Genomic DNA, 25,198 nt, shown 5'->3' on the forward strand with positions numbered 1-25,198 from the left:
ATGCCCATCAAACGCACCCAGACCATCCTGGGATCTCATGGCCCAGCCGACATGGACCATGAACCATCCCGCATCATCGTTCCCGGCGACGAGAACAGTCTGGTTCCGTCCGAGAAATTCCAGCGCCTGTTCGATGAGGCGCAGGCTATGGAGCGGGAAGATGCCTGGCAGAGCGGCGAGGTCGGCTTCCTGAGCCGGGCCAGCGTGCAGGTCACGCTTCCGTACCGCGCGCCGAAGGGCGCGCCTCCGGTCTGGACCCGGACCAGCGGCAATATTTCGCTGATGATCCAGCCCGGCTACTTCACGCAGCAACGATCCGAGAAAGCGAGCAATGGACGCCAGAAGCTGGTGTCCGAAACCGTTTCGCTGGGCTATCCCTACGGTTCCTACCCGCGCCTGATGCTGGCCTGGATCGGCAAGGAAATCATGGCCAAGAAGAAGCGCGGCGAGTTTACCGGCACGGTCGAGGACCGGCGCATCTCGCTGGGCAATTCGCTGTCGGAGTTCATGTACAACCTGGGCATTCCGATGGCCACTGGCGGCAAGCGCGGGACCATGACGCTGGTGCGCCAGCAGATGATCCGGCTGTTCTCCGCCACCATCGCGATCGTCCAGAACAAGTCCACGCCGGCGCAGAACCAGAATCCCAATCACGAACCGCTCTCGATCGACCGGGTCGGTTATCTGCTGGCCGACCAGTTGTCGACCTGGTGGGACCCGATGCAGCCCGGGCAGGGATCGATGTTCGAGAGTTTCGTGGTGCTGTCCGAGCCGTTCTTCAACGAGCTGGTCAACCGGCCGGTGCCCGTCGACATGCGCGCGCTGAAGGCGCTCAAGCAATCGCCGTTCGCGCTCGACGTCTACTCCTGGCTGACCTATCGTTTCTTCACCATCCAGCGCCGCACCGAGATTCCGTGGGAAGCGCTGCAAATGCAGTTCGGCACCGAAACCGAAAGCGAGCGCAAGTTCCGCGCGCTGTTCCGCAAGGCGCTCAAGGATGTGCTGGTGGTCTACCCCGGCGCAAAGGTGGATGCCGACTCGTCCAAGGCACTGATCCTGCAGCCGTCGCGCACCAGCGTCCGCAAGCTGGCCTGAGCGACGGCTGGCGAATTGCCGAACCCGCCCGCCATCGGCCGGCGGGTTTTTGTTTTCCGGCACCGCCGGTTTCCGCTGCGACGCGTTGCCGCATGGGGTTCGGTGGCAACTGTGGGGCAATTGCATCACCCGCGGCAAGACCGGCCGCGAAAAAGAGAAAGGGCAAGCGCGGAACGCTTGCCCTTTGTCTGCTGGCCGTACCGGAATGATGGTTCCGGTGCAGCCGGCTATTTCGGCTGATTCGTGAGATCAGGCCGGCTTGATGGCGGATGCCTGCAAGCCCTTCGGACCTTGCTTCACTTCAAACGTGACGCGCTGACCATCCTTGAGCGTCTTGAAGCCCGAACCCTGGATTTCCGAGAAGTGCGCAAACAGATCCGCACCGCCATCGTCCGGGGTAATGAAGCCAAAGCCCTTGGTCTCATTGAACCATTTGACCGTACCGGTTGCCATGTGAATTTCCTTTCGAAGCAAGTTCTTGTACACAACGCAAACAACGCTAACAACCGCTCAAGCACGCTAAGTTCTCGTAGTTACCGAACGGATGCCGACGAGGTTGACACGACTTGACTCGACTGTAGCGGGCATCATAACCAGTTTGTCTAGTTGTGTCATGTGCGGCGAAAGACGCACTATGCCTAATGTAGGCGGATTCCATGCCGCATTTCAAGCGGAAATCTTTCATTTCCATAACGCGGAATGTTTCAGCTAATTTTATATTAAAAATATAAAATAAAAAAACAGTTGAGCCGGCACGTCACTTTGTCTACAGTTGCGCCTAGGGTTAATCGCGCGCTTTCAGCGCTGAAAGAGAGGTCGCAAGTGCCAGCTAAAATCATCACGGTCTTCAACCAAAAGGGCGGATGCGGCAAGACGACGGTCAGCATGCACCTCGCGGGCACGCTGGGCCTGCGCGGCGCGCGCGCCATGCTCGTGGACATGGACGAGCAGGGCACGGCAACCCGCTGGGCGGCGCAGGCCAGCGACGAACGTCCTTTTCCGGCTTCGGTGATCGGCCTGGCGCCCTCGGGCGGGGCCATGCACCGGGAAGTCCGCAAGTTTGTCCAGGATTACGACTACATCGTGGTGGACTGTCCTCCCGCCGTGCATTCGGCCGCGCCGTCGAGCGCACTGCTGATTTCCGATCTGGCGATCATTCCCGTCGTGCCCTCGCCGCCCGACCTGTGGGCAGCGGTGGCCGCCAAGACGCTGGCCCAGCATGCTCAGGTCCAGAATGAAACGCTGCGGATCCGCGTGATGGCCAACATGGTGCAGCGGCGCGTATCGATCGCGCGCCAGGCCATCGAGATCCTTGGCGACGATGCGGATGTGCCGTTGATGAATGCGATGATCGGCTCGCGCTCGGCGTTTCGGGAATGCCAGGCGATCGGTTGTACCGTGCACGGTGTGGCCGGTGCGCGCGAGTCGGTGCAGGAAGTCGACCTGATGGTCGACGAAGTATTGTCTTTGATTGAGCAATAGGTATGGCGACAAAACTGAAGAGCCTCAAGGCCGGCATGTTGGCCGGCATGGCGGCGGAGAAGACGCGGGGCGATTCCCTCGACCGCTTCGCGCGCGCCGAGGCCGCGATTTCCCAGCATCCGAACGGATTGTTGCAGGCGCGCTCGCGCGAGGTCAGCCCGATTTTCAGCGCTGAAAGTGACCCGGCGAAGGAAGGCGGCCGCGTCCTGATGAAGGTGCCGCTGGCCCAGCTTCACGACAATCCGTTCAATGCGCGGCGCATCTACGACCCGGTCGTGGTGCAGGAGCGGGCCGCCTCGATCGCCACGCATGGCCAGAAAACGCCTGGCCTGGCCACGCCCGACCCGGCGCGCCCGGGGCATTACATCCTGATCGACGGGCACTATCGCAAGCGCGCGCTGGCCTCGGCCGGCAAGCTCGAGATGGAATGCTTTATCGAGAGCGACGTCAGCGATCTCGATTTCTACCGCCTGTCCTTCCTGCTCAACGAGCAGCGCTCCGACCAGTCCGCGCTCGACAACGCCATTGCCTGGCGGCAATTGCTCGACGAAGGCAAAGTCCAGAAAGAGGAAGATATATGCGAATTGACGGGCATGTCCGCCGGCACCGTCAACAAGACGCTGGCGCTGCTGCGCCTGCCGGAATCGGTGCTGGGCGTGATGCGCGAGCGGCCGGCGGCGATCGGCATCGCCACCGGCTATGAACTGACGCTCTACTGCAAGATCGTCGGCGAGGACCGCACCCGCGATCTCGCCACGCGCATCATGGTGGAGGGGCTGTCGAGCCGGGAAGTGGAGGCCATCCGCAAGCAGGCCCAGGATGGCAAGTCGCGCAAGATCAAGGAAATCAGCCGGCAGTACAAGATCCGCAGCGATGCCGGCCAGTTGCTCGGCACCATCAAGGAGTGGGATTCCGGCCGCGTGATGCTCGACGTGCAGGTCGGCGACCGCGCCGCGCGCGAAGCCCTCGTCGAAGTCCTCAAGGCGCGTTTTGGCCTGGACAAGACGGCTGGCTGAGAAGCCGGCGGGGGAGGCCGCGGATGCGGGCTCCCCCGCCAGAACACCCCGCCAGAACACCCCGCCAGAACACCCCGCCAGAACACCCCGCCAGAACACCCCGCCAGAACACCCCGCCAGAACACCCCGCCAGAACACCCCGCCAGAACACCCCGCCAGAACACCCCGCCAGAACACCCCGCCAGAACACCCCGCCAGAACACCCCGCCAGAACACCCCGCCAGAACACCCCGCCAGAACACCCCGCCCAGATTAAGCAACTCCGCCAGCAGCGGCACCATCCCCGACGTCCGACGCCACCGAAGCACCACCCCCACGCGAAACCACGGGCTTCATCCGCGTCCGCCGCCCGGCCAGATCGCGAGGCGAGCGGGCCGCAAATTCTCCATCCGCTTCTGCCCGATAGCGCTCTATTGCCTGGCTGAGCAGCGCATGCAAGCCCCGGACCGAATATCCCGCGCCGGGTGAACTGTCGGCCTTGCGCCGTGCCCGCCCGGTCGGCGGCAGGCGCGGCGGTCCGACCAGGACGATGGGCTGCCCAGCGAGTGTGTCCCAGTCCAGCCCCCGGTCGTGCCAGTGGCGCACCAGCGCCGCGCGCGCCGCTTCGTCCAGATCATTTTCCGGGAAATACTTGTCCGCATCGCCAGCCCCGCCAAGCTGGTCGCGCCGGAATTCCGCGAGTTCGGCAAAGCCGATCGGCAGCGCCTGCAGCACGCGCACGGCGGCTTCGGCCGCGCGGTAGCGCAGACCGTCGTCCGCCCGTGCCTGGGCGGATAGCCAGCCCAGGAAGCGGTCCAGCGAATCGGTCTCCAGCGCCGTGCCCGGCCGCAGCGGGGCCTCGCGCCGGGCACGCGCGCGCGGTTCCGTACGCGCCCGCGGCTCCGGTAGCCAGACATGGGATGCCACATGGCCGCGAAGCTGCAGCCATTCGAACAGGGCGCCCAGGATGCGCGACGCATGCAGGACGCTGCTCTCCGAAAGCGGCCCGGTGAACGGCCGCCACGCCACCGAATCGCGCGGCGCGCGTGGGCCGACCCAAAGGCGCTCGGGGGCCGGCTGGCGCAGGAAGGCGAGGTAGTCCTGCCGGTCCTGCGCGTCGAGCGCCGCCAGCGGCTTGCGGCGCGCCGTGGCGGCCCACAGCAGAAGGCGCTCGGCTTCCTTGCGATAGGCCAGCCAGGTACTTTGCTGTGATTCATTTGCAGCCAGCCACGCGCCTACGGCAGCAAGATCGCCTGCAAAAGTGCTTTTTATTGCACTCGAAGGCTCGCCATCGGCTCCGCAAACCGGCTCCCGCATCAGCTCGAACGGCACCAGTTGCCGCAAGCCCGGCGCCAGCACGGCTTCGCCGAGCTTTCCCCGCGCCCCCACGTGATCACGCAGCAGCGGCGCGCCATGCTCGTCCCTGACGATATCCCGATGCTCGGCAAGCCAGCGGTTAATGGCTCCGCCGGCAAGCGCGCCGATGCGCGGCACCGAGCGCCACCAGGCATTGCCGTGACGGTTGGCAAGCTCGACCAGAATATGTAGATTCGATATCTTCTGCGCGCGCAGGCGCCGCGCCAGGGCAGGGGAGAACCACAGCTCGATGCCGTGATCGGCCCGCGGCCGCGCCGTGCCCAGCCGCTCCAGCTCCGCCAGCGCCTCGACGCGGCGGTCCATGCCGCGGTTGGAGCGCCCGGGGCCCATTTCCAGCAATTCCGCCAGATCGGGGCGGCTGTGGAGGTGGGCAAGCTGCACCATGCGGTCGCGCAGGCCCAGCAGCACGCGCAGCGCGGACTCCCCGCCGGGGTCGTCGTCGCCGTCGTCGGACAGGTAGCGATCGGCCACCATCGTGGCCGGCATGCCCTGGACATAGGCCCGGACCGCGGCGAACTCACTGCGCGTGAGTGTCAGGCTGGGCACTTTGGCGGATTGCATGGCGTGAGCCCCGATTTGGGGCTAAGGTATTGATTCATAAGGCACTTGAACAGTCACCAAATGCATCCGGGTAGAAATGCATAGTGAAATCTAATGCCGATAATTATAGCCCGGATTATCCCGAAACCCGCAACGCCGGCGGGAACCCGCTGCCAAAACCGGCGCCCGCTTCTCCTGTTCGTGCCCCGTTGACCGGCCCGCGCCGGGTGTAACCCTGACTTGCAATCATGTGTTGCAGTGCATATGCTCTGACCAGAGTTAGATTTTTTTAACTCTGACTTAAGAAGTATCGAAGAAGCAACGAAAGCGTAATAACAACGCAAACGGGGCGATCCGTAGACGGCACCAAGGGAAGTCAGGCACGCAGCGAACCTGGACGGGCACGCAGCGGCAGTCGGGAGCCGGGCCGGATCGTAGGGAAGCGCATCCACAGGATAGTGGGGCGTTTCCGACAGCATGTGCGGGTTGTCGCGGGGCTCGCCATGCAGCAACAAGAAAGAGAGCGGCCATGGCCACCATCCTCTTGATCGAGCCTCATCCACTCCTGCGCCTGGGTCTGCGCCATCTGCTGACGCAAGCGGGCCTGCATGGCGATCTGGTCGACATCGACCCGGGTTCCCTGCCCTATCCTGCCGAATGGCTGTGCCACGCCGATTTGATGATCTACGGCCTGTCGCCCGATCCCGCCACGCACTGGCAGGAAATGGAACAGGCCTGCCGGTCGCTGATGCCGCGCCGCGTGCTGGTGCTGGCCGATGAAGTCTGCACGCCGCCCGGCGCCGGCGAACTGCCCGGCAATGTGCGCGGCCTGTTGTCCAAGGCCTGCAGCGCGGACATGCTCGACGCGGCCATCCGGCTCGTGCTGGCCGACGGCGAATGCTTTCCCGCGCGGGCCCAGGCGGCGCGCGCTGGCGAGCAGCAGGCCTTCTCGCGGCCCGCGGCGCAGGCCGCGCCCGCGCCGGACAACCTGCACCGGTTCGGCGGCGGCATGTCGCCGGACGGCGAACGCGAGCACCCGGCGCGCGCGGTGCCGCCCGGCGGCCCCGCCGCGTCCGACCCCGAGACGCCCTCGGCCGGCTCGCACCTGCTCAACATCACCGAGCGACAATATGAAGTGCTGGCACTGCTGGCGCGCGGTTATCCCATCAAGACCGTAAGCCGGCTGCTCAATATCTCGGTGGCGACGGCCAAGACCCACGCCTGCACCCTGTACCAGCGGCTGCAGGTGCGCAACAAGGGCGAGGCGGTCTACGTCGCGCTCCAGCGCGGGGCCAAGCTGAGCTGGCCGGGGCCGGCACCGGCCCTGGCCACGCGCGGCGCCGGCCAGCCGCCGGTGGAACTGGTCAGCGTGTCCCAGGCTGCCTGACGGCACGGCACGGCACGGCACGGCACGGCGCGTCCGCCCGCGCGCATGCGCGGCGGCGCCGGCCGCCGGCGCCTCTCCATCCTCTGCGGTACGCCGCCTCATCCGAAAGCATGAGGCGGCGCCCGGCCGCGCTTGCTACGCTGGTTCCCAACTGAAGTCTCTGCGCGCGGCCGGCGCCGTGCCGGCGCCGCGACCCTCCCAACCCGCTGTCACCTCTCCCGATGACAACGCTCCTGCTTGCCCACAACATGATGCTGCGCCGGGGGGTGCTGCGTCAGCTGCGCGAATTGTCGGCGCTCGCTCCGGTCCTGTCGCAGACGCCCGAATGGCTGCTCGAGGCCGCGCCCGCGGACCTGCCGCGCGGCCCCATCGATTTCGCGCTGCTCGACTGCAGCGGCACCGACGCCGATCCCTTCCGGTTGCTGCATGCGCTGAGCACGCGGCTGGCGCCGCGGCGCTGGCTGGTCATGAGCGAAACCGTCGACCCCGTCTTCACTGGCCACGCGGCCTATCTCGGCGCCAGCGGCTGCCTGGCCGTGCCGGCCTCGCCCGAGCAGACACGCGCCGCGGTGGCGCTGGTGCGCGCCGGCGGCCAGTGTTTCCCGCGCCGGGGCTTCGCCATGCCGCTGTCTTCCCCCATCGGTTCAGGTGGGTCTACGGCAAGGGGATGAGGCGCCGGCTGGCACGGCCTCCTATGCTGAAAGCGCGCGGATAACGAAGCCGGGACAGCCAATGTCGATCCGGCCGGCGCGCGTTGCAGAGGGGGTCGTATGGAAAACGGGCTGGACATCCTGGTCGTGCGCGGCTTCGCCGTGCCCGAAGGCCGGGGCAAATGGGCGTGCTGCTACGAGATCAGGCTGACCACCGGGCGCGACGGGCCGCTGCTGTACCGCGGCGAGCTGCACGGCCGGCGCTACGCCTGCGAGGCCGCGGCGATTGCCGCGGCCACCTTCGCCGGCGAGCAGGAAGCGCGCCGCCGGGTGGCGGCGGTGCGCGACGGGTTGCTCGCGCGCCATGAATACTGTGTGGTGGTGGCCGGCGAGCAACCGCGCGAGCCGGCGGCCGGCTGAGCCGCCGGGCGGCTGCCGGCACGGCGCGTGCGCGCCACCGCGGCAGTCGCGGCCGACATGGCGGGATAACGGGAGGGCGACGACGAGCGCGTGCTCGGGGGACCGGAGCGATCCGGTGCGCAGGCCAGGCAGGCTTGCGCGCACGCGCGGTTCGGCCGCAGCGCAAGCTGCGCCGGAACTTGATGGCCACGGTCGAGCCGTCCGGCAGATACGGCACGCCGTGGCCTGTTCTTTTTCTGGCGCGGGCGAAGGCCGCCGCCGGCGGGATCGGCCTGGCGCCGCGCAAAAAAAAGAGTCCGCCGACCGGGGGACCATGCGGACTCCAAGCGGCCTGCCCGATTCCGCTCGGACAGGCCACTCTCCGACGATAGACAAAGCATGCCGGCAACTGTATCGGCCAGAAGCAGCATTCGCCGCCCGGTGCCGGCGCGCGCCGGCGAAACCCGCCGGCCCGGCGCATGCGCCGCCGCGCCGTGCTGCGCGCGGCGGCGCGGGCCGCGCCACCCTGGCCGCTTCATGCTTCCGGCTGGGTTGAGACAAGGCGGGATCAAGCCCGGACGAGCGCGGCGCCAGGGGAAACCGGCGCCGCCGGGCGCAGGGCGGCGACCCGACCGGCACGGCGCGGATCGCGGGACGCGGCCGCGGCAATCGTGGCACCCGTAGCACCCGTAGTAACCATGAAAGGCAACTGTGATACTTTGCCCGCGTACCGAAACCAAACCTCACCACGGCCATCCCGATGCACTGGCATTTCATCTCGCGCTTCGGCGAAACCTCCCTGCTGCTGCCCTGCGCGGTGCTGATCGCCATCTGGCTGCTGTATGCGGGCGCCTACGCCGGCGCGCGCCGCTGGCTGCTGTCGTTCGGCTCCGCCGCGGCGCTGGTGCTGGCGTCGAAGCTGGCCTTCATGGGCTGGGGCATCGGCTGCGAGGCGCTCAACTTCACGGGCTTTTCCGGGCACAGCACGATGGCCGCCTCGGTGCTGCCGGTGATGCTGTACCTGGTGGTGCCCGCGCGCCATCCGCGCCTGGCGCTGGCCGCGTCCGGCGCCGGCATCCTGCTGGCGCTGCTGGTGGGCGTCTCCCGCCTGAAGCTGCAGGCGCATTCCGATTCCGAAGTCATCAGCGGGCTCGCGCTCGGCTTTGCCGCGAGCTTGTCCTTCATCGCCTGGAGCGCGCGCCCGCGCCGCTCGGCGCCCGCGCTGGCGGCGGTGATCCTGATGGCCGTGATGCTGGGCGTGCCGGTCGCCGGCGTGGCCGCGCCCACGCACCGCTGGCTGGAGATCCTGGCCACGCGCCTGGCCGGGCGCGACAAGCCGTTCCAGCGCGGCCAGTGGCGCGAATGGGCGGCCCGGCACGAGGGCGCCGCGGTGTTCGCCTGCGCGCCGCCGGACCAGGCCGCGCGCTGAGCGCTTAGGGCGGCAGGGCGGGAGAGGGCGGGAGAGGGCGGGAGAGGGCGGGAGAGGGCGGGAGAGGGCGGAGCGCGCGCAGGGGACGCCACGGCGCCCCTGTGTGTGCCAGCAAACAGACCGCCGGGCCCGCGCGGCGCAACCATGATCTGCATCACTGGTCCGGCCTGCCGGATGGAGGCAAATCATGTCCGCGATCCGCGCCTTCGTGGGCGAGCGCCAGGCTGCGCTGCAGATGCTCTACCGCTTTGCCGATGCCGCCATCGTCGCCGCGTGCGGCGTGGCCGTGGGCGAGCTGCTGTTCCCGCACGGCCTGCGCAGCGCCGCCCCGGTGCACGGCTTCATCACCGTGCTGTGCTCGGTGAGCACGCTGCTGGTGTTCCCGGCCTGCGGCCTGTACAACTCCTGGCGCGGCCGCAGCCGCATGGCGCTGGCGCTGCGCACGCTGGCCGCGTGGGGCGCGGTCTGCATGCTCGGGCTGATCGCCGCCTACCTGATGCACCAGTCGGCCGCGCTGTCGCGGCTGTGGTCGATGAGCTGGCTGCTGAGCGTGGCGGCCATGCTGCTGGCCTCGCGCGTGGCGCTCTACGGCATGCTCGGCAGCGTGCGCGAGCTCGGCATCAACGCCAAGCGCGTGGTGATCCTCGGCTACGGCTCGCTCGGCCACGAGATGTACCAGCGCGTGGGCAGCAACCGCGGCGCCGGCTACAACGTCGCCGGCATCTACGACGAAGGCATGCAGCCGGTGCCCGCCGGCGTGACGCGGCTGGAGTCGCTTGAGCAGGTCTGCGCCTTCGTGCGCAACAACGGCGTGCGCGAAATCTGGCTGACGCTGCCGATGGCCGCGTGCCGCGACCTGTACGACGTGGTCTCCCATTTTCGCAACGACCTGGTGGACATCCGCTGGGTGCCCGACATCATGTCGGTCGAGCTGCTCGGCCACCGCTTCAGCGACTTCCTCGGCCTGCCGGTGATCGACCTCAACAGCCCGCCGCAGTCGGGCATCACCGGCCTGCTCAAGGCCAGCTTCGACCGCGCCTTCGCGCTGGCCGCGCTGGCCGGGCTGTCGCCGCTGCTGCTGGCGATCGCCGCGGCGGTCAAGCTGTCGTCGCCGGGGCCGGTGCTGTTCCGGCAGGCGCGCCTCGGCATGGACGGCAAGCCGTTCCACGTCTACAAGTTCCGCACGATGGTGCAGCACCGGGAGCACGGCGTGACCCAGGCCGTGCGCGGCGATGCGCGCATCACGCGCGTGGGCGCCTTCCTGCGCCGCACCAGCCTCGACGAGCTGCCGCAGTTCTTCAACGTGCTGCGCGGCGAGATGTCGGTGGTGGGCCCGCGCCCGCACGCCATCGAGCACAACGAGATCTACAAGGAAGTGATCGACCGCTACATGCTGCGCCACCGCGTCAAGCCCGGCATCACCGGCTGGGCGCAGATCAACGGCCTGCGCGGCCAGACCGACACCGTGGACAAGATGCGCCGGCGCATCGAGTTCGACATCTTCTACATCCGCAACTGGTCGTTCCGCCTGGACCTGCACATCATCCTGCGCACCGCCCTGCACGGCTGGACCGGCAAGGCCGCCTACTGAGCACCGCCGGGCACCCGCCCGGCAAGCACCGCGCGCGCCGGGTGCTCGCGTTCGCCGTCCGGCGACATGCCGCCGCCGCGGCGGCGCGAAGTTGGTGGGCCAGCGCACCGAAGCCCGATGGCGGCTGCGGCCCAATGATGAAACCCGATCATCCTCACCGAGGAGTAACAGAGATGAAGGCAACCATTCGACAAATCCTCGCCGAGGTGGCGCGGCTCGACGTATCGGTCGAGGCGCTCGACGACCAGGCCGATCTCTACGAAGCCGGCCTGTCGTCGCTGGCCACCGTGCACGTGATGCTGGCCATCGAGAATGCGTTCAATATCGAGATCCCGGATGCGATGCTGACCCGCCAGCTCTTTCGCAGCGTGAATTCGCTGGCCGCCGCGGCCGAGCAGCTCAGGCAGCAGCAGGAGGCAGCATGAGCCCCCCGCTGGCCAGCGTGGAGCTGGCGCGCCCGGCCGCGGTCCATGCCGGCACCGCCGGGCTGATGGCCGCGGCGGCCCTGGCCGCCGCCGAGGCCGCGCTGCACGCCGACCGCGTCGACCGCGACGCCGCCTTCCCGCACGAGGCCTTCGCGGTGCTGCGCCAGCATGGCCTGCTCGGCGCGATGGTGCCGGCCGCGCACGGCGGCGCGGGCGCCTCGCTCGACACCATCGCGGCGATCTGCCGCGTGCTCGCCGCGGGCTGCTCGTCGGCCGGCATGATCTACGCGATGCACCAGATCCAGGTCGCCTGCCTGATCGAGCACGGCGGCGGCAGCCCCTGGCACGAGCAGCTGCTCGGGCGCATCGCCGGCGAGCAGTTGCTGCTGGCCTCGGCCACCTCGGAAGAGGCCATCGGCGGCGCGCTGCGCAACAGCGGCTGCGCGGTCAACGTCGACAACGGCCGCTTCCACCTGCTCAAGATGGCGCCGACGATCTCCTACGGCGCGCACGCCGACGCGATCCTGGCCACCGCGCGCCGCCATGCCGACGCCTCGCCCTCCGACCAGGTCATGGTGTGCCTGCTCAAGCCCGACTTCACGCTGGAAAGCCTCAGCACCTGGGACACCCTGGGCATGCGCGGCACCTGCAGCAACGGCTTTCGCCTGGAGGCGCGCGGCGCCTGCGAGCAGATCCTGCCGGTGGCGTTCGGCGAGATCGCCGACGGCACCATGACGCCGGTCTCGCACATTCTCTGGGCCTCGCTGTGGACCGGCATCGCCGGCGACGCCGTGCAGCGCGCCAAGGCCTTCTTCCAGGGCCAGGCGCGCGCGCGCCCCGGCTCGCTGCCGCCGTCGGCCACGCGCGTGGCCGACGCGGTGGCGATGGTGCAGATGATGGAAGGCCGGCTCGAACTCGCGCTGGCCCACCAGCGCCAGCGCCACGCCGGGCTGTCGGTGTCCGCGCTGTTCTCGCTCGCGGCCGAGATGAACGGGCTCAAGACCAGCGTCTCCGCGCTGGCCATCGAGGCGGTGCAGCAGGCCATGATGATCTGCGGCATGGCCGGCTACAAGCACGGCACGCCCTACAGCCTCGGGCGCCATCTGCGCGATCTCTGGTCGGCGCCGCTGATGATCAACAACGACCGGATCCTGACCAACACCGCCAGCCTGCTGCTGGCCGAGCGTTCGAGCTGAGGAGCACCACATGGATGCCAACGTTAGCGTGGACAATGCCGGCGCCGCGCCCGCCACGTCCGCCGGACTCGCCGAACCCGCCGGGGATGCCGCCGCGGCAACGCCCTACGGCGACCCGCAGGCCGGCCAGCGGCGCTACCAGCAGGCGCTGATCGCGGCCGGCCTGCTGATCCCCAGCGGCGTCGACGGCGTGTACGGCCGCAGCGCGGTGTTCGAGGCGATTGCCGACGGCCTCAACGTGGCCGTCAGCGCGCTCGGCGCGGACCAGCGCGCGGAAGTGATGCGCTTCCCGCCGGCCATGTCGCGCAAGGACTTCGAGGCCAGCGGCTATCTCAAGAGCTTCCCGCAGCTGGCCGGCACCGTGCACAGCTTCTGCGGCAGCGACCGCGACCACCACCGCCTGCTGGCGCGGCTCGAGGACGGCGAGGAATGGGCCGACGAACAGCGCCCCACGCGCGTGGTGCTCACGCCCGCGGCCTGCTATCCGATCTACCCGGCGGTGGCGCGGCGCGGGCCGATGCCGCCGCAGGGGCTGGTGGTGGACGTGCTGTCGTACTGCTTCCGCCACGAGCCGTCGATCGACCCGGCCCGCATGCAGATGTTCCGCCAGCGCGAGTACGTGCGCCTGGGCAACGCGGAGCAGATCATCGCGTTCCGCCAGCTATGGATGGAGCGCGGCCAGCAGCTCGCCGGCCTGCTCGAGCTGCCGCACGAGGTCGACGTCGCCAACGACCCGTTCTTCGGCCGCGGCGGCAAGATCGTGGCCGACAGCCAGCGCGAGCTGAAGCTCAAGTTCGAGCTGCTGGTCCCCATCAACGAGGGCGCGCCGCCCACCGCCTGCATGAGCTTCAACTACCACATGGACCACTTCGGCCAGGTGTGGGAGCTGCGCACCGCCGACGGCGAGCCGGCCCACACCGGCTGCGTCGGCTTCGGCATCGAGCGCCTGACGCTGGCGCTGCTGCGCCACCACGGCTTCGACCTCTCGCAGTGGCCTCGCGGCGTGCGCGCCACGCTGGGAGGGCTGTGATGCTCGTCGCCCCCCGTACCCTGGAGCGCGTCGCCCACGTGTCGCACGCCCTGCACAGCGGCAATCCGGTCTGGCCGCAGACCAACTGCTATGTCGACCTGTGGATCGAGCTGCTGCACGGCTGGGCGCTCGATCCGGTGGCGGCGCTCGGTTTCACCGTGGCGCAGGATTTCGAGGGCGACCAGTTCACCTTCTTCAAATACCCGCACGACGACCTCGAGCGCCTGTACGGCGTGGTGGTGCAGGAACTCTCGCTGTACGAGTCGATGGAGGCGCGCGTGGCCGCGCAGACCTGCCGCGGCCACGTGGTGCTGCTCGAGGTGGACAGCTTCTACCTGCCCGACAACCGCGCCACCACCTACCGCCGCGAGCACAGCAAGACCACCATCGGCATCGACGTGATGGTGCCGGATGCGCAGTCGGTCGGCTACTACCACAACGAGGGCTACCACGTGGCCAGCGGCGAGGACTACGACGGCCTGTTCCGCCGCCTGCCGGGCCTGGCCGGCGACGTGAACCTGCTGTTTCCCTACGCCGAGGTGGTGCGACGCCGCTTCCCCGCGCTGGAAGGGGCGATGCTGGTGCGCGCCGCGCTCGCGCTGCTGCGCAGGCACCTCGCGCGGCGCCCGCGCCAGAACCCCATCGCCGCGTTCCGCACCGCGTTCCCGGCGCACCAGGAAGCGCTGATGGCCGGCGGCGAGCAGGTCTTCCATCCCTATGCGTTCTGCGTGCTGCGCCAGCTCGGCGCCAACTTCGAGCTGCTCGGGCAGTACCTGCGCTGGCTGGCCCAGCACGGCCAGCCGATGCCGGACAGCATCGCCGGCGCGTGCCAGAAGATGGCCTCCGAGGCGATGGTGATGCAGTTCCGTCTGGTGCGCTCCGTCATCAGCCGCCGCATGGACCGCTGCCTGGACTGCCTGGACCAGCTCGAAGCCTCCTACGAGGCGGCGGTGCCCGCGCTGGCCGGCTACGTGGGCGAAGCCGAATACTGACGCGCCCGCCGGCCATGCACGCGCCGCTCGCACTCGCGCCGGTCCCCGGGCGGCCCGCCTGCCGGCAGCCGCTCGCGCACGGCTGGACCCTGCTGGAGACGCCCGCCGGCGCCGCCGCCTCGCCGGCCGCGCTGGCCAGCCGCGCGCCGTGGCTGCCGGCCAGCGTGCCCGGCACCGTGGCGCAGGCGCTGCAGGCCGCGGGCCGGTGGCAGGCCGCCGCGCCGCGCGCGCTGCACGACCACGACTACTGGTATCGCGTGCCGCTGTCCGGCAGCGGCGCGCATCGCCTGCGCCTGCATGGCCTGGCCACCATCGCCGAGGTCTGGCTCGACGAGACGCGCGTGCTCGACGCGCACAACATGTTCACCGCGCACGAGGCCGAGCTGCATCTCGACGGCAGCCACGTGCTGTACCTGTGCTTCCGCGCGCTGCACCGCTGGCTGCGCGGCCAGCGCGGGCCGGCGCGGTGGAAGCCGCGCCTGGTCACGCCGCCCTCGCTGCGGCTGGTGCGCACCACGCTGCTGGGCCACATGCCGGGCTGGTGCCCGCCGGTCCATACCGTGGGCCCGTGGCGCGGCGTCGACCTGCTGCCGCTCGACGCCGCCAGCCCGCTGCTGACCGCGCGCTACGACCTGCACGCCGCGCTCGACGCCGATCTCGCGCGCGGCACGATCCGCCTGTGCCTGCGCGACGTGGCGCCGCTGCCGCCGGGCGTGCTGCCGATGCTGTGCGCGGACGGGCGCGAGGCGCCGCTGGCCGCGGTGGACGCAGGCCCGGGCGGCATCGCCTACGAAGGCGAGCTCGCCATCCCCGCGCCGCGCCTGTGGTGGCCGCACACGCATGGCACGCCCGAACGCTATGCCGTGCAACTGCGGCTGGGAGAACTGCGCATCGACTGCGCGCAGGTCGGCTTTCGCCGCATCGAAGCCGAGCGCGAGACACCGCAGGGCGACGAAGGCTTCGCGCTGCGCGTGAACGGCGAGCGCATCTTCTGCCGCGGCGCCTGCTGGACCAGCCACGATCTGACCGGCCACGCCGATGCGCCCGCGGCCGTGGAAAAATGGCTCGCGCTGGCGCACGGCGCCGGCATGAACATGGTGCGCGTGAGCGGCGTCACCTGCTACCAGGGCGAGGCCTTCTTCGATGCGTGCGACGCGCTCGGCCTGCTGGTCTGGCAGGACTTCATGTTCGCCAACTTCGACTATTCGGCCGATGCCGAAGCGGCGCGCCCGCTGATGGCGCAGGCCGCGCGCGAGGTCGGCGAATGGCTGGCCGCGCACCGCCACCACCCGAGCGTGGCGGTGCTGTGCGGCGGCAGCGAGGTCGAGCAGCAGGCCGCCATGATGGGCGTTGCCGCCGCGGCATGGCGCCAGCCGCTGTTCGACGAGATCATCCCGGCCTGCGTGGCGCGCTGGCATCCCGAGGCGGTCTACGTGCGCAATTCGCCCAGCGGCGGCGCGTGGCCGTTCCAGCCCGACAGCGGCGTGACGCACTACTACGGCGTGGGCGCCTACCAGCGCCCGCTCGACGACGCGCGCCGCGCCAGCGTGCGCTTCACCTCCGAATGCCTGGCCTTCGCCAACGTGCCGTGCGCGCGCACGCTGGCCGAGGCGCTGCCGGTGCCGCCCGCGCACGACCCGCGCTGGAAGGCGCGCGTGCCGCGCGACGCGGGCAGCGGCTGGGATTTCGAGGACGTGCGTGACTTTTACCTGCGCGAGCTGTTCAAGGTGGACCCGCCGCGCCTGCGCTACGAAGACAGCGCGCGCTACCTGCAACTGTCGCGCGCGGTGGTGGCCGAGGTCATGACCGACGTGTTCAGCGAATGGCGCCGCGCCGGCTCCACCTGCGCCGGCGCGCTGGTGTGGCAGTTGCAGGACCTGCTGCCGGGCGCGGGCTGGGGCATCGTCGACGCGCTGGCGCGGCCCAAGTCCGCGTGGCACGCGCTGCGCCAGGTGTGGCAGCCGTTGCAGGTGCTGCTCACCGACGAAGGCCTCAACGGCATCCACCTGCACCTCATCAACGAGAGCGCCGCGCCGCGCGCGGTGCGCCTGCAACTGCAATGCTGGCGCGACGGCGAGACCGCGCTGCTCGACGTCACGCGCGAGCTGTGCCTGGCGCCGCGCGCCACGCGGCGCGTGAGCGGCGCCGAGCTGGCCGGCGCGTTCTTCGACTTCACCTATGCCTACCGCTTCGGCCCGCGCCAGCACGACGTGGTGCGCGCCGCGCTGTTCGATCCCGCCGACGGCGCCTTGCTGAGCCAGGCCTGCTACCTGCCCGACCGCAGCGCGGCCGCGCTCGAGCCGCCCGAGCTGGCGGTGGCGGTGACGCGCGAGCACGGCGACTGGTGGCTCACGATATCGGCGCGGCGCTTCGCGCGCTGGGTCCACATCGAGGATGCCACCATGCGCGCCGAGCAGGACTGGTTCCACCTCGCGCCCGGCAGCCGCCGGCGCGTGCGGCTGCTGCCCGAGGCCGGCCCCGATGGCGGAGTGCGCGGTGCGGGCCCGCCCGGCGCCGCGTTCATCCCGATGGGGGAGATCCATGCGCTCAATGCGAGACGCGCGCTTGCCTACAGTGCGCCGGGCGCCTGATGCGCCGCGCTCGCACCATACTGCCCGCCGCGCCGGGGCGGCGTCCGCGCGGCATTGGCCCTGCCCCGGCAATTGCTCTCAAACCTACCGAAGGATGACCGGGTTTCAACCGTGCGGCTACTGTTGGCAGGCCCACATATAGCCCTTAATGAAGACACAGATGCCGCACGAGCCAGGGTCACGGAATAGGCGGCCGGCGCGGGTCCCGCGAAGTGCGCGGACCGGCTCCGGTGTTAAGTGTTCGTGCGGCTGGTCACGGGGAGAGGGAAATGATCAGTCAGCGTTCGGATCTGCACGTCAATCATGTGCTGGGTGCCTTGCCGCGCAAGGATTGGGAGCTGTTGTCGGCGCATCTCGAGCTGGTGCGCATGCGCGCCGGGCAACTGCTGACCGACTCCGGCCAGCGCATCCATCACGTCTACTTCCCCACCACGGCCATCGTCTCGATGCTGTCGCTGCTGGAAGACGGCGCCACGGTGGAGATCGCCGCCATCGGCAAGGAAGGGCTGGTCGGCATTCCGGTGCTCACCGGCGGCGACACCATGCCGTGCCGCGTGGAAGTGCGCACGCCGGGCTTCGCCTACCGCCTGTCCGCGGCCACGCTCAAGCAGGAGTTCCTGCATTCGCCGGCGATCCAGCGCGTCACGCTGCTGTACGTGCAGGCCGTGCTCACGCAGATCGCGCAGACCGCGGTGTGCAACCGCCACCACTCGCTCAACAAGCAACTGTGCCGCTGGCTGCTGCTGGCGCTCGACCGCATGGCTTCCAACGAGCTGGTCATCACGCAGCAGGTCATCGCCAACATGCTCGGCGTGCGCCGCGAGGGCGTGACCGAGGCCGCCGGCAAGCTCGAGGACCTCGGCCTGATCCAGCACAGCCGCGGGCACATCACCGTGCTCGACCGGCATGGCCTGGAAGCGCATTCGTGCGAGTGCTACAAGCTCGTCAAGCGCGAATTCGATCGACTGCTGCCGGCGCTGGCAACCGTCTGAAGCCGGCGCGGCCGATGGCCGACGGGCAATGGGGCGAGCGTGGCCGACGGGTCGGCCGCCCAGGGAGAATGCCGTGAACAGGTTGTTCTTTGCCGGCGCGACGCCGGCTGCGAATGCGCCGGCGCAGCCGCGCGCGCGCGGGCGGCGCGCGCTGCTCGACCACCTCGGCTGGATCGTCGGGCTCGCGGTTGCCGGCGGGGTGGCCGGCGCGCTGGTGGCGCTGTCCACGCCGCCGCGCTACCGGGTCGAGGCGCTGGTGCAGATGGCGCCGCGCAATGCCGCGCAGGGCAATGTGTCCGCGGCGCAGTTCGATGCCGGCATGCTGACCAGCCGCGCGGTGGTCGGGCCGGTGGTGGAGCGTCTGCGCCTGGACGTGTCGGCCGCGCCGGTGCGCGCGCCGCTGCTGGGGGCGCTCGCCGAGCGCCTGGCCGAGCCAGGCCGCGTGCTCGCGCCGTGGCCCGAGGGCCTCGGTTACGCCTGGGGCGGCGAGCGCGCGCGGGTGGACAGCCTGTCGGTGCCCGAGCGCCTGCTCAACGTGCCGCTCACGCTGGTGGCCCAGCCCGAAGGCCGCTACCGGCTCTACGCGGGCGAGGCCATGCTGCTCGACGGCGCGGTCGGCGAGCCCGCCGCGGGCAACGACGTGGAGCTGCAGGTCGGGCAGCTCGACGCGCGGCTCGGCACGCGCTTCGAACTGATGCGGCGCGATCCGCTGTCGGCGATCGACGCCATCACCGGCGAGCTGGTGGTGGACGAGCACACGCGCGACGCCGGCACCGTGCGCATCGCGTGGCGCTACCCGGACCGCAAGCTCGCCGCCGCGCTGGTCAACGGCGTGGCGCAGTCCTACATCGACAGTCAGACCAGCCAGCGCCGCGACGACGCCGCCGGCAGCCTGGCCTTCGTCACCAGCGAGCTGCCGCGCGTGCAGCGCGAGCTCGAGCGCGCGGAAGCGGCGCTCACGCGCTACCGCGCGCGCAGCGGCACGATGGCGCCCACGCAGGAGGCGCAGTCCTACCTCAACGGCAGCATGGACTACCAGCGCCAGATCGCCGCGCTGCGCCTGGAGCGCACCCGCCTGCTGCAGCGCTTCACCACCGACAGCAACGAAGTGCGCACCGTCGACACGCAGATCCAGGAACTGGGCAAGGTGCGGCGCGACATGGATTCGCGCATGCAGAACCTGTCCGAGACCGAGCGCGAATCGGTGGCGCTCACGCGCGACGTCAAGGTCGCCGAGGACATGTACATGACGCTGCGCAACCGCGAGCAGCAGCTCTCGCTGGCGCAGTCCGACCGCTCCAGCACCATGCGCATCGTCGACCCGGCGCTGCCGCCGGCGCGCCCGGACGGCCCGGGCCCGCTGCCGCTGGCCGGCGGCGGCGCGCTGCTCGGCCTGTGCCTGGGCCTGATCGGCGTGGCCGCGCGCCAGCGCCTCAAGCCCTCGGTGGCCGACGCGGCCGACGCCGAGGCGCGGCTCGGCATGCCCATGCTCGGCGAGATCGCCTTCAGCAGCGAGCAGGCCGAGCTCGAGCAGCAGGCCGAGGTGCATCGCCGCCTGGGCATGATGATGGGGTTCGCCGGCGCGCCCGGCCCGCGGCTCTACGCCCCGGCGCCCGGCACCGCGCTGGCCGAGCCCGGAGAGTTCGCCTCCAGCGAGGGCGACCGGCTGCTGCGCTGCGGCCTGCACGACCGCTTCCTGCTGGCGCGCCGCTCGCCGCATTCGGTCGCGGTGGAAGGCCTGCGCAGCGTGCGCGCGGCGCTGCATTTCGCCGTGCGCAACGCGCCCGACTGCGTGCTCGCGGTGACGAGTCCCGCGCCCGGCGCGGGCAAGACCTTCGCCGCGGTCAACCTCGCGGTGCTGTTCGCCGAGGCCGGCCAGCGCGTGCTGCTCATCGACGCCGACCTGCGCCGCGGCAGGGTCGCGCACTGGTTCGACCAGGCGCCCGAGCCGGGGCTGGCCGACCTGCTGGCGGGGCGCGCCGATCCCGCCACGGTGGTGCGGCCCACGGTGGTGTCCGGCCTGTCGCTGATCACCGCCGGCGCCACGCCGCCCAACCCGTCCGAGCTGCTGATGATGCCCGCGCTGGCCGAGACGCTGCGCATCTGCAAGGCGCGCTTCGACCTCGTCATCATCGACACGCCGCCGGTGCTGGCGGTGGCCGACGGCACGCTGGTGGCCAACCTCGCCGGCGCCACGCTGCTGGTGGTGCGCGCCGACGTCACGCCGGCCAGCCAGGTCGACGAAGCGCTCAAGCGCCTGGCGCGCGCCGAGGCCCGCCTGGCCGGCGGCATGCTCAACGGCGTCACGCGCCGGCGCAGCAACCGCGCGGACTTCGCCGCGATGAACCCGTACCTGGGCCTGCCGCTGCCGCCCGCGCGGCCCGAAGCGCTGGCGCTGGAGGCGCGCGCCGCGCCCGCTCCGGGCGCGGACCAGCATGGCTCCATGCCGGCGGCCTGACCGCCTGACGGCCCGCGGCATGGCGCGGCGGCCGGTGGCGTACCCGTTTCTGCGTGCCCGCGGGCAGGCCGCGAGTGGGGCGCAAACGCGGTGCTTTCCGGCCCCGCATGCGCGCCGGCAGCGGGCTTCGGCGCCGCCGCCGGCACGCGCGCGACAACAAAGCGTACCCGTTTCTGCGTGCGCAAGATGCCAGGGGCCCAAGCCCCGTTTTTCATTGGGAGAGGTGATGAAACCGGTCTTGTTCGAAGGATGCGCCGGCTGGCTGCATGAAGCCGCGGGCAGCACGGGCGTGGTGCTGTGCAACCCGCACGGCCACGAGGCGATGTGGTCCCACCGCGCGTTCCGGCACCTGGCCGACGACCTCGCCGCGGCCGGGGTGCCGGCGTTGCGCTTCGACTATCCCGGCACCGGCGACGCCGCCGGCAGCGGCGCCGAGCAAGAGCACATCGCGTGGTGCGTGCACGGCATCCTGGCCGCGGTCGGCACCCTGCGCGAGCAGGGCGGCGTGGAGCGCGTGGTGCTGTGCGGCCTGCGCCTGGGCGCGGCGCTGGCGGTGCTCGCGGCCGAGGCGCTGGCCGCGCGCGATCCCGCCGTGGTGGCCGGGCTGGTGCTGCTGGCGCCGGTGGTAAACGGGCGCAACTACCTGCGCGAACTGCGCGCGCTGCATACCGGCTGGCTCAACAACGTGATCCCCGACATCGCGCAGGCGCCGCCCGCCGACGGCGCGCTCGACGTGCTCGCCTACCGCTTCCAGGCCGACACCGTGGCCGCGCTCGAAGGCCTGCGCCTGGCGCGCCGCAAGGGCTGCCCGGCGCCGCGCGTGCTGCTGCTCGACGCCTGGCCGGGCACCGCGTCGCCGGTCGCAGAAATGGGTACGCTTTACCGCGCGTCGGGCGCCGAGGTCACGCTGGACGGCTTTCCCGAGTACGCCGGCATGATGCAGGCGGCCGAGTACGCTCGCGTGCCGGAGGCCGCCTGGCAGGCCGTGCTGGCGTGGCTCGGCCCGGTGCCCAGGGCCGCCGCGCGCGCCGCGCCGGCGGCGCAGGAGCCGCGTCCGGCGCTGGAGTGGGAGGTCGACGGCGTGCGCGAGCAGCGGGTCTGGCTGGACCACGGCCGCCAGTTCGGCATCCTGTGCCAGCCGGCGCGGCGCGCGCCCAACGGCGTGGCCATCGTGTTCCCGAACACCGGCGGCAACCACCACGTCGGTGACGGGCGGCTGTTCGTCATGCTGTCGCGCGAGCTGGCGCGCCACGGCGTGACCGCGCTGCGCCTGGACCTGTCGGCGCTCGGCGACAGCCCCGCGCCGGCGCGCCAGATGAGCATTCCCGCCGTATACGACCCCTGCGCCTGCGAGGACGCCAGCGCCGCGGTGGACTGGCTGCGCGCGCAGGGCCTGCGCCGCGTGGTGGTCTCGGGCGTATGCTCGGGCGCCTACATCAGCCTGCACGTGGCCCTGCGCAACCCCAACGTGTCCGGCGTGGTGCTGGCCAACCTCGCCAAGTTCCGCTGGGACGAGGCCGACACGGCCGCCGCCAGCGAGCGCGTGCAGTCCATGCGCGGCTACGCCGCCGCGGTGCGCCGCGTCGAGAACTGGCAGAGGCTGCTGCGCGGCGAGGTCAGGGTGGTGCCGATCCTCCACGGCTTCGTGCGGCGCGGCGCGCGCCGCCTGGGCCAGCGCGCCGCGTCCGCGCTGGCGCGCTGGCGCCGCGGCGAGGACACCACCACCGTGACCGGCTTCGCGCGCGCCGCCATGCGCGAGCTGGACCGGCGCGGCGTGCAGACCGACTTCCTGTTCGGCATGAGCGACCTCGGCCTGGAAGAAGCCAGGGACCGTTTCGGCGGCAACCTGGAGGCGCTGCAGGGGCTCGCGCACATCCGCGTGCGGACCCTGCCGAAGTTCGACCATTCGCTGTTCCTCGAGGAAAGCCGCGCGGCGCTGTGCGCCTACCTGGTGCGCTACATGGAGCAGCAGGCCGCGCGCGGCGAGGCGGCCGGCAGCGGCGAGCGCGCGGAGCTGGCCGACGCCGTGGCGGGCAGCGCGGGCGCCTGAGCCCGGCGCGGCTCAATGGCCGGCTGCTGCCGGCGCCGCCGCGCCCGCGTAGCGCTCGAGGAAGGCCGCGATCCTGGCGCGCGCGATCTGCGTGGCAAAGCCGCCCCAGTGATGGGCGAAGGCGTGGTCGGTGGCGCGCAGCAGGCAGGTCTCGTGCGGCACGCCGTGGCGGGCCAGCGCGTCGTCCAGCAGCCCGGCCTGCTCGGACGCGATCACGCGGTCGCTCAGGCCGATGAGCGTGATGGTGGGCGGGGTTTGCGCGCCGACGTGGCTCAGCGGCGACAGCAGGCGGTAGCGCTGCGGCTGCGCCGCGGGCGTGCCGCCGGCATACGCCCGCAAGGCGGCCCGTATGTGCGGCGGCGTGGCCGGCGCGTCGTGCAGCCGCGCCAGGTCGGCCGGGCCGAACAGGTTGACCACGCTCCTGACCGCGACCGGCCGCGCCGCGCACGACGGCGGCAGGCGCGCGTCGCCCGCGCTGTAGGCGGCCAGCGCGGCGAGGTTGCCGCCGGCGGAGCTGCCCATGATGCTGATGCGCGCGGGGTCGACGTGGTAGTCGGCCGCATGCGCGGCGACCCAGCCCAGCGCGCACTTGACGTCGCCGACCTCGTCCTGCCAGCGCGCATTCGGCGGCATGCGGTATTCCACGTCGAACACCTCGTAGCCGAGCCCGTTCAGCCAGCGGTTCCAGTCCGGCGTCATGCTGCGGTTGCCGCGCACCCAGCCGCCGCCGTGCACCTGCACGATGGCCGGGCGCAGCGGGCCGTCGCCGGGCCGGCCGCTGCGCCACACGTCCAGCACCAGCCGGGTGCCGTCGGCGGCGGTGCCGTAGACCACGCTGCGCGCCGGCTGCGCCGGGCCCTTGTTGACGTGGCGCGCATTGGCGAGATAGTCGCGCAGCGACAGCGGCACCCCGAGCGCGCGCGCCTGCTGCCACGTGGCGATGGCCGGGACCAGGCCCATCGCCGCGGTCAGGATGGCCACCACCGCCGACAGCGCCGCGGCCAGCCTGGCGCCGGCGCGCAGCGCCGCGTACCACGACACCACCGCCGCGGCCGTGACCAGCAGCAGGTGCAGCGGGAACGAGAGCGCGAGCATCGGCACCAGGTAGGACAGCACCGCCCCGGTCCTGCCCGGCCCGCCCCAGTGCCACGGGATGAGCAGGCAGAGCGTCAGCGGCGCCGTGATCGCCACCAGGGCGCAGGCCAGCAGGGTCCAGGGCCACGTCCGGGCGCGGCGCGTCCCCAGGCTTGCGGTCTTGTGCATCGTTTTGTCTCCGCGATGTCGCGTGCCGCCAGCCGGTACCCCGGCATGGCTGGCACGGCTCAGAACTTGGTCCGGATGCCGAGCGTGGCGGCGAACATGCTGTCCTTGCCGCTGGCGAGATAGTAGCCGTTGACGAAGCCGCCCGCGGCGGTGTCCAGGCCGATGCCGGCGTGCTTCGCGTAGGCGCCGAGCACGTAGACGTTGGTGCGCTTGGACAGGCTGTAGTCGGCGATGAACAGCATCTGCCAGGGGTTCTTCGCGTTGGTGGCGGGCAGCCGGTTGAGGCTGGCGTTGGCGAGCTTGATGTCGTCGTAGTAATACGCCAGCGTCAGGTTCAGCGCCGGCGTGGCGAGATAGTTGGCGCCGATCCAGTACATGTTGTCGCGCATCAGCGTGGCGCCCGCGCCGTTCTTGTCCAGGCCCCAGCGCACGCCGCCCTGCAGCGTGAGCGCGCCGTTGACGTAGTTGCCCGCGACGCCGGCGCGCCGGAAGGTGCCGCTGTCGCCGGCCGCGGTCAGGGTCGGGTTGTACTGGTCGTAGGCGACGGCGACGCCGTAGCGGCCGAGCGCGTAGTTGAGCGCCGTGCCGTAGCCGGTGTCGCGGCGGAACTGGCCCGGCACCTCGCCCGAGGAGAAGATGCCGTTGCCGAAGGACCAGTGCGCCAGCGCGATCAGCGGGCCGACCTGGGCGGCGAACTTGGCCATGTTGTCCGAGCGCGAACTGTAGCCCCCGAGCGCGCCGGCCGGCTCGTATTTCGTGTACGCGGCCGGCGCGAAGTTGGCGAAGCCGTCGTAGATGGAGGTGCTCTGGCGGCCGAAGGTCACGCGCCACGCGCCGTGGCCGCCGAGGCCGACCAGGGCCTGGCGCCCGAACAGGCGGCCGTTGAAGGCCAGCCTGCCGTCGTCGGCGGTGAAGCCGCTTTCCAGCACGAACAGGGCCTTGAGGCCGCCGCCGAGGTCTTCCTCGCCGCGCATGCCGAAGCGCGAGCCGGCCAGGTTGCCGGAGCTCATGCGCACCGTGTTGTGGCCGGCGCCGGTGGCGTAGCCGTTGGCGGCCGTGGGGACCTTGTCGGAAAAGTGGCTCAGGTATTCGATGCCGGCGTCCATCACGCCATAGAGGATCAGGTTCGACTGCGACTGCGCCTGCGCCGATCCGGCGATCAGCGCGGTGCCGCCGGTCAAGATGGCGTTGCGCAAGTGCTTGCATGCTTGGGGCTGCTTCATCCTTGTCCACTCCTTTTTTCCGGTTGTTGGCGA

The 25,198-nt window shown here is 70.8% G+C and carries 20 protein-coding genes; 16 read left to right on the plus strand and 4 right to left on the minus strand.

The window, feature by feature from the left end:
- Positions 1 to 51 precede the first annotated feature (51 nt).
- The gene (locus ACWTPI_RS19985; RefSeq protein WP_231401657.1) at positions 52 to 1,095 is read left to right on the plus strand and encodes a replication protein RepA; all 1,044 of its coding nucleotides are present in this window, start codon (positions 52 to 54) and stop codon (positions 1,093 to 1,095) included.
- Positions 1,096 to 1,344: 249 nt separating this feature from the next.
- Here ACWTPI_RS19985 and ACWTPI_RS19990 read toward each other — a convergent pair whose 3' ends face one another.
- Positions 1,345 to 1,548: a cold-shock protein gene (locus ACWTPI_RS19990; RefSeq protein WP_006159056.1), complete on the minus strand. Its 204-nt coding sequence runs from the start codon at positions 1,546 to 1,548 to the stop codon at positions 1,345 to 1,347.
- Between the two features lie 369 nt (positions 1,549 to 1,917).
- On the opposite strand from ACWTPI_RS19990, the gene ACWTPI_RS19995 reads away from it, so the two are divergent.
- Both ACWTPI_RS19995 and ACWTPI_RS20000 read left to right on the plus strand, forming a co-directional pair.
- Positions 1,918 to 2,577 carry a ParA family protein gene (locus tag ACWTPI_RS19995; RefSeq protein WP_020204770.1) on the plus strand — a complete coding sequence of 220 codons (660 nt, stop codon included), beginning with the start codon at positions 1,918 to 1,920 and terminating at the stop codon, positions 2,575 to 2,577.
- 2 nt (positions 2,578 to 2,579) lie between these two features.
- The gene (locus ACWTPI_RS20000; protein WP_059411996.1) at positions 2,580 to 3,593 is read left to right on the plus strand and encodes a ParB/RepB/Spo0J family partition protein; all 1,014 of its coding nucleotides are present in this window, start codon (positions 2,580 to 2,582) and stop codon (positions 3,591 to 3,593) included.
- 252 nt (positions 3,594 to 3,845) lie between these two features.
- Here the strand turns inward: ACWTPI_RS20000 and ACWTPI_RS20005 are convergent, their stop codons facing one another.
- Positions 3,846 to 5,510 carry a phage integrase family protein gene (locus ACWTPI_RS20005; RefSeq protein WP_454732510.1) on the minus strand — a complete coding sequence of 555 codons (1,665 nt, stop codon included), beginning with the start codon at positions 5,508 to 5,510 and terminating at the stop codon, positions 3,846 to 3,848.
- 508 nt (positions 5,511 to 6,018) lie between these two features.
- Between ACWTPI_RS20005 and ACWTPI_RS20010 the strand changes: the two genes are divergently transcribed.
- The 13 genes from ACWTPI_RS20010 to ACWTPI_RS20070 all read left to right on the plus strand — a co-directional run bounded on the left by ACWTPI_RS20010 (position 6,019) and on the right by ACWTPI_RS20070 (position 22,679).
- On the plus strand, positions 6,019 to 6,876 hold the full coding sequence (locus tag ACWTPI_RS20010) for a helix-turn-helix transcriptional regulator (protein ID WP_059411998.1): 858 nt from the start codon (positions 6,019 to 6,021) through the stop codon (positions 6,874 to 6,876).
- A 221-nt stretch (positions 6,877 to 7,097) separates the two neighbouring features.
- Complete coding sequence (locus ACWTPI_RS20015) at positions 7,098 to 7,547, plus strand: response regulator transcription factor (RefSeq protein ID WP_020203277.1); 450 nt, start codon at positions 7,098 to 7,100, stop codon at positions 7,545 to 7,547.
- A 99-nt stretch (positions 7,548 to 7,646) separates the two neighbouring features.
- Positions 7,647 to 7,946: a hypothetical protein gene (locus tag ACWTPI_RS20020; RefSeq protein WP_020203278.1), complete on the plus strand. Its 300-nt coding sequence runs from the start codon at positions 7,647 to 7,649 to the stop codon at positions 7,944 to 7,946.
- Between the two features lie 739 nt (positions 7,947 to 8,685).
- Positions 8,686 to 9,354, plus strand: coding sequence for a phosphatase PAP2 family protein (locus ACWTPI_RS20025; RefSeq protein WP_043366677.1), 669 nt, complete (start codon positions 8,686 to 8,688; stop codon positions 9,352 to 9,354).
- 187 nt (positions 9,355 to 9,541) lie between these two features.
- Positions 9,542 to 10,945, plus strand: coding sequence for an undecaprenyl-phosphate glucose phosphotransferase (locus tag ACWTPI_RS20030; RefSeq protein ID WP_454732511.1), 1,404 nt, complete (start codon positions 9,542 to 9,544; stop codon positions 10,943 to 10,945).
- 173 nt (positions 10,946 to 11,118) lie between these two features.
- Positions 11,119 to 11,370: an acyl carrier protein gene (locus tag ACWTPI_RS20035; RefSeq protein WP_020203280.1), complete on the plus strand. Its 252-nt coding sequence runs from the start codon at positions 11,119 to 11,121 to the stop codon at positions 11,368 to 11,370.
- On the plus strand, positions 11,367 to 12,566 hold the full coding sequence (locus tag ACWTPI_RS20040; protein WP_454732512.1) for an acyl-CoA dehydrogenase family protein: 1,200 nt from the start codon (positions 11,367 to 11,369) through the stop codon (positions 12,564 to 12,566). The genes ACWTPI_RS20035 and ACWTPI_RS20040 overlap by 4 nt, the downstream gene beginning before the upstream one ends.
- A gap of 10 nt (positions 12,567 to 12,576) precedes the next feature.
- Positions 12,577 to 13,596: an amino acid--[acyl-carrier-protein] ligase gene (locus tag ACWTPI_RS20045; protein WP_020203282.1), complete on the plus strand. Its 1,020-nt coding sequence runs from the start codon at positions 12,577 to 12,579 to the stop codon at positions 13,594 to 13,596.
- Complete coding sequence (locus tag ACWTPI_RS20050) at positions 13,596 to 14,588, plus strand: DUF1839 family protein (protein WP_454732513.1); 993 nt, start codon at positions 13,596 to 13,598, stop codon at positions 14,586 to 14,588. Before ACWTPI_RS20045 ends, ACWTPI_RS20050 begins: the two co-directional genes overlap by 1 nt.
- A gap of 14 nt (positions 14,589 to 14,602) precedes the next feature.
- A complete protein-coding gene (locus ACWTPI_RS20055) occupies positions 14,603 to 17,179 on the plus strand; it encodes a glycosyl hydrolase 2 galactose-binding domain-containing protein (RefSeq protein WP_454732514.1) in 2,577 nt (858 codons plus the stop codon).
- Between the two features lie 269 nt (positions 17,180 to 17,448).
- Positions 17,449 to 18,171 carry a Crp/Fnr family transcriptional regulator gene (locus tag ACWTPI_RS20060; RefSeq protein WP_020423794.1) on the plus strand — a complete coding sequence of 241 codons (723 nt, stop codon included), beginning with the start codon at positions 17,449 to 17,451 and terminating at the stop codon, positions 18,169 to 18,171.
- Between the two features lie 82 nt (positions 18,172 to 18,253).
- Entirely contained in the window at positions 18,254 to 20,629 is a 2,376-nt protein-coding gene (locus ACWTPI_RS20065; protein WP_454733981.1) for a polysaccharide biosynthesis tyrosine autokinase, read from the plus strand.
- Positions 20,630 to 20,855: 226 nt separating this feature from the next.
- Positions 20,856 to 22,679 (plus strand): alpha/beta fold hydrolase, encoded by a 1,824-nt coding sequence (locus ACWTPI_RS20070; RefSeq protein WP_454732515.1) that lies wholly within the window; start codon positions 20,856 to 20,858, stop codon positions 22,677 to 22,679.
- Positions 22,680 to 22,691: 12 nt separating this feature from the next.
- Here the strand turns inward: ACWTPI_RS20070 and ACWTPI_RS20075 are convergent, their stop codons facing one another.
- Positions 22,692 to 23,942: an alpha/beta hydrolase fold domain-containing protein gene (locus tag ACWTPI_RS20075; protein WP_454732516.1), complete on the minus strand. Its 1,251-nt coding sequence runs from the start codon at positions 23,940 to 23,942 to the stop codon at positions 22,692 to 22,694.
- Positions 23,943 to 24,001: 59 nt separating this feature from the next.
- A complete protein-coding gene (locus ACWTPI_RS20080; RefSeq protein ID WP_454732517.1) occupies positions 24,002 to 25,165 on the minus strand; it encodes a porin in 1,164 nt (387 codons plus the stop codon).
- Positions 25,166 to 25,198: the final 33 nt, after the last annotated feature.

The sequence above is a fragment of the Cupriavidus ulmosensis genome, from assembly GCF_977008105.1.

Coding starts and splice junctions, on each gene's coding strand:
- ACWTPI_RS19985 (WP_231401657.1), top strand. CDS start 52: ATGGACCATGAACCATCCCGCATCATCGTTCCCGGCGACGAGAACAGT.
- ACWTPI_RS19990 (WP_006159056.1), bottom strand. CDS start 1,548: ATGGCAACCGGTACGGTCAAATGGTTCAATGAGACCAAGGGCTTTGGC.
- ACWTPI_RS20000 (WP_059411996.1), top strand. CDS start 2,580: ATGGCGACAAAACTGAAGAGCCTCAAGGCCGGCATGTTGGCCGGCATG.
- ACWTPI_RS20005 (WP_454732510.1), bottom strand. CDS start 5,510: ATGCAATCCGCCAAAGTGCCCAGCCTGACACTCACGCGCAGTGAGTTC.
- ACWTPI_RS20010 (WP_059411998.1), top strand. CDS start 6,019: ATGGCCACCATCCTCTTGATCGAGCCTCATCCACTCCTGCGCCTGGGT.
- ACWTPI_RS20015 (WP_020203277.1), top strand. CDS start 7,098: ATGACAACGCTCCTGCTTGCCCACAACATGATGCTGCGCCGGGGGGTG.
- ACWTPI_RS20020 (WP_020203278.1), top strand. CDS start 7,647: ATGGAAAACGGGCTGGACATCCTGGTCGTGCGCGGCTTCGCCGTGCCC.
- ACWTPI_RS20025 (WP_043366677.1), top strand. CDS start 8,686: ATGCACTGGCATTTCATCTCGCGCTTCGGCGAAACCTCCCTGCTGCTG.
- ACWTPI_RS20030 (WP_454732511.1), top strand. CDS start 9,542: ATGTCCGCGATCCGCGCCTTCGTGGGCGAGCGCCAGGCTGCGCTGCAG.
- ACWTPI_RS20035 (WP_020203280.1), top strand. CDS start 11,119: ATGAAGGCAACCATTCGACAAATCCTCGCCGAGGTGGCGCGGCTCGAC.
- ACWTPI_RS20040 (WP_454732512.1), top strand. CDS start 11,367: ATGAGCCCCCCGCTGGCCAGCGTGGAGCTGGCGCGCCCGGCCGCGGTC.
- ACWTPI_RS20045 (WP_020203282.1), top strand. CDS start 12,577: ATGGATGCCAACGTTAGCGTGGACAATGCCGGCGCCGCGCCCGCCACG.
- ACWTPI_RS20050 (WP_454732513.1), top strand. CDS start 13,596: ATGCTCGTCGCCCCCCGTACCCTGGAGCGCGTCGCCCACGTGTCGCAC.
- ACWTPI_RS20055 (WP_454732514.1), top strand. CDS start 14,603: ATGCACGCGCCGCTCGCACTCGCGCCGGTCCCCGGGCGGCCCGCCTGC.
- ACWTPI_RS20060 (WP_020423794.1), top strand. CDS start 17,449: ATGATCAGTCAGCGTTCGGATCTGCACGTCAATCATGTGCTGGGTGCC.
- ACWTPI_RS20070 (WP_454732515.1), top strand. CDS start 20,856: ATGAAACCGGTCTTGTTCGAAGGATGCGCCGGCTGGCTGCATGAAGCC.
- ACWTPI_RS20075 (WP_454732516.1), bottom strand. CDS start 23,942: ATGCACAAGACCGCAAGCCTGGGGACGCGCCGCGCCCGGACGTGGCCC.
- ACWTPI_RS20080 (WP_454732517.1), bottom strand. CDS start 25,165: ATGAAGCAGCCCCAAGCATGCAAGCACTTGCGCAACGCCATCTTGACC.